Raw genomic sequence first — 12,197 nt, forward strand, 5'->3', positions numbered from 1 at the left:
ACCTTAATTCCATTAATCGCTCCATCAATCGATTTTTGAACTTGTTCTGGTAAATGCTCACGTTGGTTCACGACATATTTCGACCACTTTGTTACTTCGTCGATAAATCCAGGTAATGCAGCTAAGAAGTTATTCAGCTGAGTAGCAATTAATGGCCATACATATGATACAAAGATTGCCACTAATCCAATCAGTAGTAAAAAGATACTGAGAATACTCGACCAACGCGGAAATTTCTTTTTCTCTAAAAAACGTTGTAGCGGTTCCGTAATGTAGAACAAAACCCCACCAATTAATAAAGGTGTAAAAATCGCACTTAGAATAACAGCGATTGGATAGAAGATATGTTTAATCTCCATAAAATACTTAATAATTAATAATGTTAAAAGGAGTCCAATACCTGCTTGGAACCACACTTTTTTTGTCAACGTACATCACTCCATTTCCTGTACATATTATAGAATATTTCCACAGAATAGGAAAATCTAACATCAAAAAAATGAGAAATCGTTTTATTTACGATTTCCCATCTCATTGATTTATAATTTCGTATCATCAACATTATCTAAATATGCTTTAATCGCTACTACAACATCTTCTAAACATCCTGCTTCAAATGGAGACGTTAAATGAGCTGCCTCAACTAGCTTTGTGAAAGACTTTGAACCGCCTAAGCGACACAGTGCTAAATAATCTTTCCATGCTGCTTGATAATCCTCTCGTGAACGTTTCCAGAATTGGAATGCACATACTTGCGCTAATGTATAATCGATGTAATAGAATGGACTTGCAAAAATATGACCTTGGCGTTGCCAGAAGCCACCCTTCTCTAAATACGCATCGCCATCATAATCACGATGTGGTAAATATTTCTTCTCGATTTCGCGCCATGCAGCTTTACGCTCGTCAGGTGTCATCTCTGGATTCTCATACACAACATGTTGGAATTCATCGACAGATACACCATATGGCAAGAACATTAATCCACTTTCAAGATGTGAGAATTTATATTTCTCTGTGTCTTCTTTGAAGAATAGCTCCATCCAAGGCCATGTGAAGAATTCCATACTCATCGAATGAATTTCTGCTGATTCAAAAGTCGGCCATAAATACTCTGGAATACCAATATGACGACTTGAATATACTTGGAATGCATGACCTGCTTCATGTGTTAAAACATCAATATCTCCTGATGTTCCATTAAAGTTAGAGAAAATAAATGGTGACTCATAATCTTCGATGAATGTGCAGTAACCGCCACCTTGCTTTCCTTTTTTCGCAACTAGGTCCATTAAGTTACGCTCTTGCATGTAACGGAAGAATTCATTCGTTTGCGGTGACAGTTCTTTATACATTTGTGCACCTTGTGCAACAATCCATTCAGCATCACCTTTTGGTGTTGGATTTCCTGTCGCATATGTGAATGCTTCATCACAGAATTTTAATGTATCAACACCAATTCTTTTACGCTGACGTTCACGTAATTCCGTCACATATGGTACGACAACATCTCGAATTTGATCGCGATATCCTTTTATCATCTCTGCATTATAGTCGACGCGGTTCATACGGACATAGCCTAACTCCACATAGTTTTTATAGCCTAACTTAACTGCCTGTGCATGACGATTTTTTACTAATTCATCATAGATGCGATCAAACTCTGCTTCATGTTTTGCGAAGAATGATGAACTTGCATCGCGTGCTGCTTTACGTGTTGCACGATCTTTTGATTCAGCGAATGGCGCAAGTTGTGCCAATGTATATGTCTCACCTTGGAACTCAATTTGAGCCGAAGCAATTAAGTTTGAATACTCCGTACTTAGTTTATTTTCTTGTTGCATCAGTTCAATGACTTCTTTTGAAAAACCTTTTAATTCATAATCAGCTAAAGAAAAGAGCTGTGAACCATACTTCTCTTCTAATTCTTTACGGAATTTCGAATTGACTAACGCTTCATAACAAGCTGTTTGCACTTCTTGTAGAATTGGACCGTTTTCATCTAAAAATTCACGCTCTTTACGGTAATATGTATCATTCGTGTCGATTGAAGAACGAATATATGCGATATTATCCATTGTTCCGTAGTGATTGCGAATAACATTGATTTCATCTAGTACTTGTTCCTGTTCTTCTACTGTTGAAGCTTCTTTAAACTTTGTTACAAGTTGCATTAAATCTTTTTTCATTTCTTCAATATCTGGTCGTGCATATTGATACTCATCAAATGTAATTGTCATGTATGTCCCTCTTTTCTATTCTTTTCGATTTTCGAAATATTTATTATATTATTCAATAAATTTTGGAAAATTGCAACGAATTGTAGCGCTTATTCTTCCTATATTTAAAAATAAAGGTTAAGAACTTATATTTTCCTCAGATTTATGCTAATCTATTTCTATGCCCAATTTTTAAAGTGAGGTGCTAGACATTGGTAGGTCGTAACGATCCATGTCCATGTGGCAGTGGTAAAAAATATAAGAAGTGTCACGGTAAGAATGCTGATGGCAATCTTATGAACTTAGTAAATGATGAATTGAATCGTCTAGAGCGTACATTCATCCAAGAGGTTAATCCTGCTTCAAACTACAAAATGAATCAACGTTATCAACAATTGCTAGGAGAACTTTCTTCTGTTTTCCCTGATTTTTTAATCAATGCAATTAACATTGAAACATCTGTATATATTGAAGAACCAGCGCAATGGCAAGCATTCATTGCAAACCAAAGTGAAACAACAATGCGTCAACAAGTAAAAGAGATTATCCAAAACTGGCATAATCCTCGTTTCATTTTGGCACACGTTGAATCATATGACGAAAAAGTGATTACACTTTTAGATGAAGTTGATGGCAAGACATATCAAATCCCAGCAACTTCTGAAGGTAACACACCAGGCGAATGGTTATTCGGTATCGCATTACCAGACCCTCGTCTAGGTGAAAATGGCTTACTTGTAAAGAGTTCTGCTTTATTCATTCCTAAGAATGATGAAGTAACAAAGAACGCTTTATTAGAAAAGCTAAAAGCAGGTATTACAGATTCATACGAACTGTATAAAGTATTCGGTGAAAGCAATTCGCCAATGGTAGAAGAAGAAGCAACGGAAGTTGTAGAAACAGAAACTGTTGTAGAAGAAGCTCCGAAAAAAGAAGCGGCTTTAGCAGACGAAGAATCATCTGTTCAAACACTTGCTGAAAAATACTTAGCTGAATATAACTTAGAAGCAGCTGCTTTCTTAGAAAAACTTCAACAGTTCTTAGATTCAGAAACAGTGAAGGCGAAGAAACCAGAAACAGTTGCAGCAAGTGCGATTTTAGCTGGACAAGCAACGAACATGATTCCGGAGGGCGGCTTGTCAAAAGTAAAAGATGTTGCTGAATATTATGGTGTTTCTGCTTCATCACTTTCTAAATACCGTAAGCAAATTACAGAGTTTTTAGAAGCTTAATCAAAAAAGAGAGCTCGTTCCGTAAAGGATCGACTCTCTTTTTTTAGCGCCATAATTTTACTTTTTGTAAGATAAGACCTGCGCGTTCTCTCGCGCGTGCAGTAAATTCAATTGTTTTCGGTGTAGGAGCAGCTACTACATCTACATTAAAACCAAAATGTTTTGCAATCATTTGTGCACGTGCTAAGTGGAAGTCATTTGTAATCAGTGTAATTTTTTCTTGATTAAGTGGAATGAATTGAGATGAGAATTTAATATTTTCATAGGTGGAAGTTGATTTCTTTTCTACAATTAAGCGATGCTCTTCAATCCCTTGCTCGATTAAATAGTCACGCATGACAACTGCCTCTGCCTCGTCTTCATCATCACCCTGACCACCCGAAAGAATGAGTTGTACATGTGGATATTGTTTAGCATATTCTGCTGCTGCATCTAAACGATTTTTTAAGGACTTTGACGGAACTGCACCTGGATTCACTTTTGCACCTAATACGATAGCATAGTTGCTTTTACCATCTGCTTTTGGTTTCGTACCTTTATTCATTATATAATCCGTACCAAGCCAAAAGATGGCACCTGACACGACACAGCTTATTAAAGTTATCTTTTTCCAACCCATGAAAATCACTCCTATTCTATAGAATATAGAACGCTCCATTCTTCTCTATGTTGCGTAATATAAAAAAAGAGGAATCACTTTCAAATATCGTGATTCCTCATTCTATATTAGGCTTGTTCTACATTATGATACACTTGTTGGACATCTTCTAGTTCTTCTAATGCATCAATCATTTTTTCAAACTGAGCCATCGACGCTTCATCTAATTGAACCTCTGTTTGTGGAAGCATTGAAATTTCAGCAACTGTGAATTCTTCAATACCTTCTGCTTTTAATGCTTCATCTACACGTGCAAAATCAGTTGGTTCTGCATATACAATCGTTACATCGCCTTCTTCAAAAACATCGCGTACATCAATGTCTGCCATGATGAATACTTCAAGTAATTCATCTGCTGTTTTACCTTCTACACCAAATACAGCTGTTTTGTTGAACATATAATCAACAGAACCTTTAACACCCATGTTCCCACCGTTTTTACCGAATGCTGCACGAACGTCTGAGGCTGTACGGTTTACGTTGTTTGTTAAGGCATCAACAATTACCATTGAACCATTTGGACCAAAACCTTCGTAGCGTAGTTCATCATAAACTTCGTCTACATTTCCTTTTGCTTTATCAATCGCACGATCAATAATATGTTTTGGTACACTATATGTTTTTGCACGCTCTAAAACGATTTTTAAAGCGCCATTTGATACTGGATCTGGTTCGCCTGATTTAGCTGCTACATAGATTTCACGACCAAATTTCGCATTAATTCGACTAGTATCTTTATCTTTTGCGGCTTTCTTTTCCTTAATGTTATTCCACTTACGTCCCATTAAAATTCACTCTCTTTCAAAATTAGAATACCTAAATTGTCGACGGGTGGGCAGTTATACTGTCGCCCGACATGGACGAGCCATTAATTTACTGTAGTATTATACACCAAATTCATTCAATTGCCTATTTATCATTGTTAACAAATAAAGAGCTAATTCACTTCATTCGCATGAAATCAATTAACTCTCTTTTTTATGCCTTCATTATTTCATCATATAAACGCTGATTTGCTTCCATACACAATTGATAAGTTTCTTCAAAATCACCCGTGTAATAAGGGTCTGGTACATCTTTTGGTTCGTCTATAACGTCTAAGTAGCGCATGATTTTTGCATGGGTCTTACCGATTATTCGTTTCGTCTGTTCGATATTATCATGATCCATACAAACAATGTAATCGAATTTTTGCCCATCTTCTTGTACAAGAGGTCTGCTGACCATTCCATCTGTTGAAATAGCGTGTTCTTTTAACTTTTGACGCGTCCCTCGATGTGGTGGTTCTCCTTCATGCCAACCACTTGTACCTGCTGAATCAACCACCCATCCATCCAGCTCACCTTTTTGTTGAACCATCGCTCGAAAAGTAGCTTCAGCCATTGGTGAGCGACAAATATTCCCTAGACAAACAAATAAAATACGATGTTTCATATTCTACAAACTCCTTAATTCCAAGGGAAGAATTTGAATAGTACAACGCCACTAACAGCTGACTTTTTAATAAAGCCATAATCACGACTGTCACTACTATTTTGACGATTATCACCCATTACAAAGTAAGAGTTGTCAGGTACTTTCTCATCACCTGTTACATCCTTCATCGTAAAATCTTCTGTAAAGTTTAATCCATCTGCTTGATATTCCTTTACATGATCTTGTTCATAGTCTTCTTTGTATTTTTTACCGTTAATAAATAATTCATCGTTTTTAAATTCGATATTATCTCCTGGTAAACCGATTACGCGCTTGATATAGTAATCATCTTCCACTGGCGACTTAAATACAATGACATCAAAACGCTTAATTTTACTTACCTTACTAATAATCACACGATCATTATCATGATATGTGTTCTCCATTGATTCACCTTTTACCGTTACAGGTGCAAATAAGAAATAACGTACACCCACTGCAATTAAAATCGCAATTAGAATTGGCCAAACCCATGACATAACCTCTTTACCCTTACTTGCCTTCTTCTTTTCCTGTTCCATTTCATCACCTTAATTCTGTTATTTCGTTCTTCTAATTATGACATTTTCTCACATTCATAATCAATATATACCCCTATTTCCTATAAAAAAGACTATTCAAACGATGAATTTGTTCCGCTTGAATAGTCATGAGTTTATTATTTTAATTCTTCTAAGTGTTGTGCTGTAATGCCAAGCACTGCATAAACCTTTTGTAATGTCGTTTCACGCACCTTTGTATCGCCACGCTCAATTCGACTTACTGTTTTTTGTGTAACATTTGCACACTCAGCAAGCTGTGACTGTGTTAGCCCTACTGTCATACGTTGTTTGAAAATAATTTGGCTTCTTTTCTCAGCCATTTTCTCTAATGCCGTTTTTTCAACCACTACATTATTTTCTTGTTCATATAATTCTACTGATACCATTACACTACACCCCTATTTTGTTTTATTTGTTGTCATTTCTCCATTCCATATGTTTCGCTCGGCTCATTTGAAATCCCCTGTATTCAAATATCACTTGCTGTCTTGTCTAATGTTGTCTTGCAATTGTGTCAGTAACTCCCCAAGTTGCTACTCTAACAGTTGCGTATATGCTTCTCTGCCTTCTTTTCCTTTTGCATTGACATAAATAGGTTCACCATAAATGATGTAACCCTTCTTTTTAGAAAATACTTCTTTTGGTGTGTTCGGTCCTATGTATGCAGCTGGAATAATTGGCGCTTTGCTTAGCTGTGCAATCGTAATTGCACCTTGTTTCAAATTAGAAGCCTCTGCATTTCGTGTTCCACTTGGAAAAATCCCAACAATCTCACCATCTTTAATTAGTTTCATTGGGACTTTTACGACACTTGGCCCTGGATTATCACGATCTACAGGAAAAGCATGCATTTTTGTAATGAACCATCCTAATGCTTTTTGATCGAACAGTTGCTTTTTTGCCATAAAATGAATGGGTTTTGGGTAGATAGAAATTCCAAGATTCAACATATCAATCCAGCCACTATGTGTACATGCAAGCACATAACCACCATCAGTTGGTAAATTATTTCTACCGTACACCTTCACCTTATTGAATATACCTAAAAACCATCGAACTAAAAATCCTACAACGCGATACATAATACTCTCCTTCATACTTAAACAATCTAATCGTTTATTATTAAAAAATTTATATCTTTTTACTAGTATAAACAATTCTAAATATAAAGTGCGAATGTATTAGTGAATCTGTTATCTATTTCCCCTTAATTCCATTGTAAAATAAAATGGAAAAAATGTGTACTGAATGTACAAAAAAATTTAAAATTATTATTCAATTCAAAATATTTATGACACATTTTCGATAAATATTAATAAAAGTTGTTATATCAATGATTATGCAGGTTATGAAAATGTTAACAACATTCACTTTTTTGTAAGAAATGCTTATTTTGTCTTTCTGGAGTGGAATACCTTGGGTTTTTCATTACTATCTATTTAATTCCCTACTATTTACAACATAAATTTTTATCAAAATGAATACAAGTATTTTGCTATTTTTTACAATAGAAGGGTAACCATATACACTACGGTTACCCTTCTCTCTCCATATTATGCATAAAGTAAAATGAATTTTAAGTCTTTATTTTTTTCTAACTTTCATCTGTTTGACTAAAAATCCACCACTTAAATTACTTGGCTCGTAAGAAATGATGAATGCTTTCGGCCACATTTCTAAAACGGTATTTCGTAATTTTTTTTCATTTTTACGTTTCGCAATAACCGTCATACAAATTTTCTGACCATCTTTTCCATCTGCTAACCAAGACGTAACCCCATAACCTTTTGAGCGTAATTCATGGACAATTTCAGCATCTTCTAAATTGATAATAATCTCAAACAAAATATAACCTAGCGCTAGTTTACCTTCGATTAAACTACCAATGTAAACACCTAATCCCCAACCTAGACAGTATGCAGCCATATTCCAAGGATTATCTAAATTATCAAGCACCATTGTCAAACCCATTAAGTAAATAAAGACTTCTAAAACAGATAAAATAGAGGCTGCTTTTGGATACCCTTTAATAACGAGAATCAGGCGCAATGTTGTCATGGTCATATAAGCTACGTTTATCACAATAATGAGAATAATCGTATCGAGCATAAAAAGCCCTCCTAACCAATATACGAATTGTTTTAACTGATTCCCTTAATTTCCCTTAGAAAACATATCACAATCTAGTGCGCTTTTGTTCTTGAATACGGTCTAATTTTTTTAACGTGTTGTATAAAATCAGTACACCGACAAGATTACAAATTGTACCTAGACTAAATATAGTCCAAAATACTGTAGCTTCTAAATTGCGCGTAAAAGCAAATGTAATACTTAAAGAGCCTATGACGACAAGTGAAATAATCCATACAAATTGTTTAAACATGGATCACACTCCTTTATGCTGTTAGTTTTCTATAAGATGCATTTCAATTTTTCGACTCGTCCGACTTCTTTTCTTTGTTAACAATGCCTTTGCAGATTTCCGAAATTCGACATATTCACCGAATTGTATATATTCTACCCGAAAACCAGCTTCTAACCAAGCAGCAGACTGCACGTATGTACCACTTCTTGTATTTCCCCACCATGCTTGATACTTATATGCAGACTGTGGAAGCGAGGTTTGTAGGATTTCTTCAATTTTTTTAAAACTTAAAATCACTTGTTCCTTTTCTTGTTGTTGTAAAAATTCATGGAGTGGAAAATATTTTCCGTTTCCTTTCATTCTATAACGTCCTTTCTATATTACGGTTCGATTTTATAATTCTAACATAAAATAGAAGTAATATTCTAAAAATTCTAAATTAAAGAAAAATACATGTTTTACTTACAGAAAAAGGACTTCAAGTGAATGAAGTCCTTCTTACACATTTATTTTTTCTTCTTTTTCTTTTTCTCTTTTTCTTGTTCTTCTTTTAAAAACATATTATAGAGCGGCTTTAATGAGTTTGCATCTAAGTCGATATCACGTTCATAGGCATATTTTACAGCATAACCGAGTGAAATCGTCATCGTCGCTGCAACCGAACCTGCTGCAACTGAACCTGCTCCTGGAATCAGCTTCACAACCTGGCGGAAGATCGTTCGTCCCACACTTCCGACAACGGTCGCAATAATCATCTCTTTTGCGCGATCTTTTGTAATCGGCTTATTATATAATTTGGCTAATTTAATCATCATCGCTACTTGTAATGCCGTTAAAGGTCCAAAGTCTGCTCCTGGTAGAGGAATTGCACCGATTGCAGCAGCAGAAGCCCCAGAAGCTAAAATCCACTTTTTCGCAGTAGATGACTTATCTGCCATGTGTGTTGCCATCAGTACGTCCTTTTTTCCTTTTTCTAAAATACGCAAAATTTGGTTTTGTAACATCGACATATTTTCACCTGTACGTGAAGAAATCGGAACGACTGGATAGTTATAAGCCGTATTGTCTTGAATATATTTGACCAAATCACCTACATCTTCAGCAGCATCAATCTTATTTAAGACAATTAAAATATCTTGATTCACTTCTCGAATTTGTTTTAACGTTTGTAGTTCATAATCTGACAGCACTGTTCCAGCAGCATTTAAAAAGAATAAAACAACATCTGCTTCTTTGAAAAACTTCAATGTTTGTTGTGAATTTTCACTGTTTACATCTTGTAACCCAGGTGTATCCACAAAAACAATTTTGTCATGCAGTGCATATTTTTCAATCGACACCGTCTCACCTGGTTTTGCACCTACACGCGCTACTTCCCCATCCATTAGACGATTAATTGTTGAAGATTTTCCTGCATTAACATCACCAATCATCGCAATTAAAATCTCTTGATCCAATTGTTTATTAATTTCGGCTGACTGCTCCGCAAAAATTTTATCAAATTGCTCATCTGAAAAAGGTTGTTTCTCCATGTATTGCTCACTCCTTTTATAATGCCGAACTATGTGACTGACCAGTTCTTATAAATTAAATACCCGCATACTCGGCTAATTCACGCTCATATTTATTTAATGACGAAGCTGAAACATCAAAATATTCTGCAATCGCTTTTACCGTTGTATCGATTTTTTCGAAATATCCATGGTCATTACCGAAACGAATCGCGCCAGCTGCAATGGCGACTGGTTTACGCGCTTTTGGTTGTTTTTCAACAACAAAGTCTTGCGTCAATTGTAGAATGCGCTCTGCGTCGCGTCCCTGTTCTTCTAAGTATGCCATAATGCGATCGAAAACTTCTGTTTCAAAATCTGTAAATTCATTACCTTCAAAACCATTCTCAACAAGTTTCTTCCATAATTCCATAGAATCGTTCATTGTTTTTTCTTTAAAGAACTGTTCAAAAATTGCTGTATGATCGACTGGGAAGAAAATCATACTCGAAATCGCTAAATGATGTTGTTCATCAATTGGCAGTATGAAGCAAAATACATGAACATTCTCTGGAATAGGACGTTCACCTTCGCGTCTTAGTTCCACTAATGCCTTCGTATCACTATGTTCTACAATCATATAGTCGTCTTTTACTTCTTTAATTTTTCCGATTAATAAAGATGGGTGTGACCAATTCTCTAAGCGTTCTTTTAAGGCTGGACGAATCGTATCTTTTAATACTCTTTCTAAATAGCCTGTCCAAATATCTAAGCGTTCTTCAAAGAAGAAATAATCAATGGCAATCGCTTCTACTAATTCGATATCGAGTTTGTCACCTAGCGCTTCATTCCACTTTGCACCTACCGAATGATATGCTTCAAAATCTTGTTTTTTTGGATATAACTCATAAAAATTTTGAAGTACACGCTCCATTTCTTCGTCTACAACAACGTCTACTGTTACTGCCTCTTTATTCGCACAACACTTTTTATATTTTTTTCCACTACCACATGGGCATGGGTCATTACGTCCAATCATTTTTCCTACTCCTTTTAAAAAAACTTTTACTGTAACACTATAACACCTTTAGAAACATTCCGCTAAACAGTGAAATTCACCTTAAAGTATGCTATTTTTTTAATATGAAAAAATATATTCCGTTACTTTTATTAATCGTCATTATTTTCATTTCATCTAGTCAGAGTTATGAACAACAATCTATCGTACCAACCTTGCAACAACTTCTACCAAATCAACCGTTCTACAACTTCTTATCACTATTTAAAATTCCATATTGGGGAATTACAGTGTCTGTTGAAGAACGTGGTTATTATTACTTCATTGAATTTTTAGTACGAAAAGCTGCACATATGCTATCTTTTGGTGCGATGGCAATCGTTATCTATATCGCGTTATTCCCAAGAAAATATCGCTATGTATATGCGCTTATCATCACGTTCATCCTCGCCTTATCAGATGAATTTCATCAGTACTTTACAGATGGTCGCACAGCTACCATGTCGGATGTGTGGTTAGATACATTCGGTGGTTTTTTATTAATGACTTTATTTGTTTTTATCTTAGCTCTGATTCGAAAATGGAAAGCAAAATGATAATAAAACACATCCTCTCGTATATAGAAGGATGTGTCTTATCGTTTAGAGTAATAGTGTCATCAAGTATTCATCATAATACTCTTGTCCTTTTTTCATAGACTTCTTTTCAATGCCTACCACTTCAAAACCTAATTTCTTATAGAGTGAAAATGCTGGTGTATTCGTTGTCACAACACTTAAATTCAACTTCTCAATATCAGGGTCTTCTTTAGAGTCATCAATGATTTTTTGAATTAATGCGATACCTGCACCTGTACCCCGGGCTTTCCCTGATACATAAACTGCACCAATCTGCGCACGATGCGACATTTTAATCATTTTCTCTTTTTGCAATGTAGCTGCACCAACTAACTCCCCATCTAAAAAAGCACCATAAAACTGCTCGGCATTCGAGCGTGTCACTTCACGTACGAGATCAATTGGATTTTCAATTGCTGCTGCTTCCTCATAAGACATTGCAAAAACTTCCGGGACTTCTTGTAACGCTTCTTTTCGAAGCGCCCAGTAAGCATGTGCATCATCCTCTACTAATTTGCGTATTTCTAGCATGATTTTAGCTCCTTTAGCGATTTAAATATCGCAAAGTTTTCGACAGATT

The 12,197-nt window shown here is 35.5% G+C and carries 16 protein-coding genes; 2 read left to right on the plus strand and 14 right to left on the minus strand.

Features of this window, described 5'->3' with window-relative positions; translation table 11 throughout:
* Both KGI01_RS07260 and KGI01_RS07265 read right to left on the minus strand, forming a co-directional pair.
* The coding region (locus KGI01_RS07260; protein WP_141274139.1) for an AI-2E family transporter at nucleotides 1–428 on the minus strand (428 nt) is incomplete at its 3' end.
* Nucleotides 429–539: 111 nt separating this feature from the next.
* Entirely contained in the window at nucleotides 540–2,240 is a 1,701-nt protein-coding gene (locus tag KGI01_RS07265; RefSeq protein WP_141274140.1) for a M3 family oligoendopeptidase, read from the minus strand.
* Nucleotides 2,241–2,431: 191 nt separating this feature from the next.
* On the opposite strand from KGI01_RS07265, the gene KGI01_RS07270 reads away from it, so the two are divergent.
* Nucleotides 2,432–3,451, plus strand: a complete 1,020-nt coding sequence (locus tag KGI01_RS07270) for a YecA family protein (RefSeq protein ID WP_141274141.1) — start codon at nucleotides 2,432–2,434, stop codon at nucleotides 3,449–3,451.
* 43 nt (nucleotides 3,452–3,494) lie between these two features.
* Here the strand turns inward: KGI01_RS07270 and KGI01_RS07275 are convergent, their stop codons facing one another.
* The 11 genes from KGI01_RS07275 to KGI01_RS07325 form a co-directional block, all read right to left on the minus strand.
* A complete protein-coding gene (locus tag KGI01_RS07275; protein WP_141274142.1) occupies nucleotides 3,495–4,070 on the minus strand; it encodes a YdcF family protein in 576 nt (191 codons plus the stop codon).
* A gap of 107 nt (nucleotides 4,071–4,177) precedes the next feature.
* Nucleotides 4,178–4,894: a YebC/PmpR family DNA-binding transcriptional regulator gene (locus KGI01_RS07280; RefSeq protein WP_068450444.1), complete on the minus strand. Its 717-nt coding sequence runs from the start codon at nucleotides 4,892–4,894 to the stop codon at nucleotides 4,178–4,180.
* Nucleotides 4,895–5,087: 193 nt separating this feature from the next.
* Nucleotides 5,088–5,543, minus strand: coding sequence for a low molecular weight protein-tyrosine-phosphatase (locus tag KGI01_RS07285; protein WP_141274143.1), 456 nt, complete (start codon nucleotides 5,541–5,543; stop codon nucleotides 5,088–5,090).
* Between the two features lie 14 nt (nucleotides 5,544–5,557).
* A complete protein-coding gene (gene lepB, locus KGI01_RS07290; RefSeq protein ID WP_255314758.1) occupies nucleotides 5,558–6,064 on the minus strand; it encodes a signal peptidase I in 507 nt (168 codons plus the stop codon).
* Between the two features lie 179 nt (nucleotides 6,065–6,243).
* On the minus strand, nucleotides 6,244–6,513 hold the full coding sequence (locus KGI01_RS07295; protein ID WP_141274145.1) for a helix-turn-helix transcriptional regulator: 270 nt from the start codon (nucleotides 6,511–6,513) through the stop codon (nucleotides 6,244–6,246).
* 147 nt (nucleotides 6,514–6,660) lie between these two features.
* Nucleotides 6,661–7,209, minus strand: coding sequence for a lysophospholipid acyltransferase family protein (locus KGI01_RS07300; protein ID WP_141274146.1), 549 nt, complete (start codon nucleotides 7,207–7,209; stop codon nucleotides 6,661–6,663).
* A 502-nt stretch (nucleotides 7,210–7,711) separates the two neighbouring features.
* Complete coding sequence (locus KGI01_RS07305; protein WP_068450434.1) at nucleotides 7,712–8,236, minus strand: DUF2179 domain-containing protein; 525 nt, start codon at nucleotides 8,234–8,236, stop codon at nucleotides 7,712–7,714.
* 67 nt (nucleotides 8,237–8,303) lie between these two features.
* A complete protein-coding gene (locus KGI01_RS07310; RefSeq protein ID WP_141274147.1) occupies nucleotides 8,304–8,510 on the minus strand; it encodes a hypothetical protein in 207 nt (68 codons plus the stop codon).
* A 21-nt stretch (nucleotides 8,511–8,531) separates the two neighbouring features.
* Entirely contained in the window at nucleotides 8,532–8,852 is a 321-nt protein-coding gene (locus KGI01_RS07315; RefSeq protein ID WP_141274148.1) for a DUF7662 domain-containing protein, read from the minus strand.
* A gap of 146 nt (nucleotides 8,853–8,998) precedes the next feature.
* Nucleotides 8,999–10,024 (minus strand): YcjF family protein, encoded by a 1,026-nt coding sequence (locus tag KGI01_RS07320; RefSeq protein ID WP_141274149.1) that lies wholly within the window; start codon nucleotides 10,022–10,024, stop codon nucleotides 8,999–9,001.
* 55 nt (nucleotides 10,025–10,079) lie between these two features.
* Nucleotides 10,080–11,021 (minus strand): YecA family protein, encoded by a 942-nt coding sequence (locus KGI01_RS07325; RefSeq protein WP_141274150.1) that lies wholly within the window; start codon nucleotides 11,019–11,021, stop codon nucleotides 10,080–10,082.
* A 104-nt stretch (nucleotides 11,022–11,125) separates the two neighbouring features.
* Between KGI01_RS07325 and KGI01_RS07330 the strand changes: the two genes are divergently transcribed.
* Nucleotides 11,126–11,596 carry a VanZ family protein gene (locus tag KGI01_RS07330; protein WP_141274151.1) on the plus strand — a complete coding sequence of 157 codons (471 nt, stop codon included), beginning with the start codon at nucleotides 11,126–11,128 and terminating at the stop codon, nucleotides 11,594–11,596.
* Between the two features lie 45 nt (nucleotides 11,597–11,641).
* On the opposite strand, the gene KGI01_RS07335 is transcribed toward KGI01_RS07330, so the two are convergent.
* Nucleotides 11,642–12,148, minus strand: coding sequence for a GNAT family N-acetyltransferase (locus KGI01_RS07335; RefSeq protein WP_255314759.1), 507 nt, complete (start codon nucleotides 12,146–12,148; stop codon nucleotides 11,642–11,644).
* Nucleotides 12,149–12,197 lie beyond the last annotated feature (49 nt).

It is taken from the genome of Kurthia gibsonii, assembly GCF_006539985.1.
Classification (GTDB): Bacteria; Bacillota; Bacilli; order Bacillales_A; family Planococcaceae; genus Kurthia; species Kurthia gibsonii.

Excerpts from the sequence above, each read along its gene's own strand:
- KGI01_RS07300 (WP_141274146.1), bottom strand. The coding sequence starts at position 7,209 with ATGTATCGCGTTGTAGGATTTTTAGTTCGATGGTTTTTAGGTATATTC.
- KGI01_RS07315 (WP_141274148.1), bottom strand. The coding sequence starts at position 8,852 with ATGAAAGGAAACGGAAAATATTTTCCACTCCATGAATTTTTACAACAA.
- KGI01_RS07280 (WP_068450444.1), bottom strand. The coding sequence starts at position 4,894 with ATGGGACGTAAGTGGAATAACATTAAGGAAAAGAAAGCCGCAAAAGAT.
- KGI01_RS07310 (WP_141274147.1), bottom strand. The coding sequence starts at position 8,510 with ATGTTTAAACAATTTGTATGGATTATTTCACTTGTCGTCATAGGCTCT.
- KGI01_RS07335 (WP_255314759.1), bottom strand. The coding sequence starts at position 12,148 with ATGCTAGAAATACGCAAATTAGTAGAGGATGATGCACATGCTTACTGG.
- KGI01_RS07265 (WP_141274140.1), bottom strand. The coding sequence starts at position 2,240 with ATGACAATTACATTTGATGAGTATCAATATGCACGACCAGATATTGAA.
- KGI01_RS07330 (WP_141274151.1), top strand. The coding sequence starts at position 11,126 with ATGAAAAAATATATTCCGTTACTTTTATTAATCGTCATTATTTTCATT.
- KGI01_RS07325 (WP_141274150.1), bottom strand. The coding sequence starts at position 11,021 with ATGATTGGACGTAATGACCCATGCCCATGTGGTAGTGGAAAAAAATAT.
- KGI01_RS07305 (WP_068450434.1), bottom strand. The coding sequence starts at position 8,236 with ATGCTCGATACGATTATTCTCATTATTGTGATAAACGTAGCTTATATG.
- KGI01_RS07285 (WP_141274143.1), bottom strand. The coding sequence starts at position 5,543 with ATGAAACATCGTATTTTATTTGTTTGTCTAGGGAATATTTGTCGCTCA.
- lepB (WP_255314758.1), bottom strand. The coding sequence starts at position 6,064 with ATGTCATGGGTTTGGCCAATTCTAATTGCGATTTTAATTGCAGTGGGT.
- KGI01_RS07275 (WP_141274142.1), bottom strand. The coding sequence starts at position 4,070 with ATGGGTTGGAAAAAGATAACTTTAATAAGCTGTGTCGTGTCAGGTGCC.
- KGI01_RS07320 (WP_141274149.1), bottom strand. The coding sequence starts at position 10,024 with ATGGAGAAACAACCTTTTTCAGATGAGCAATTTGATAAAATTTTTGCG.
- KGI01_RS07295 (WP_141274145.1), bottom strand. The coding sequence starts at position 6,513 with ATGGTATCAGTAGAATTATATGAACAAGAAAATAATGTAGTGGTTGAA.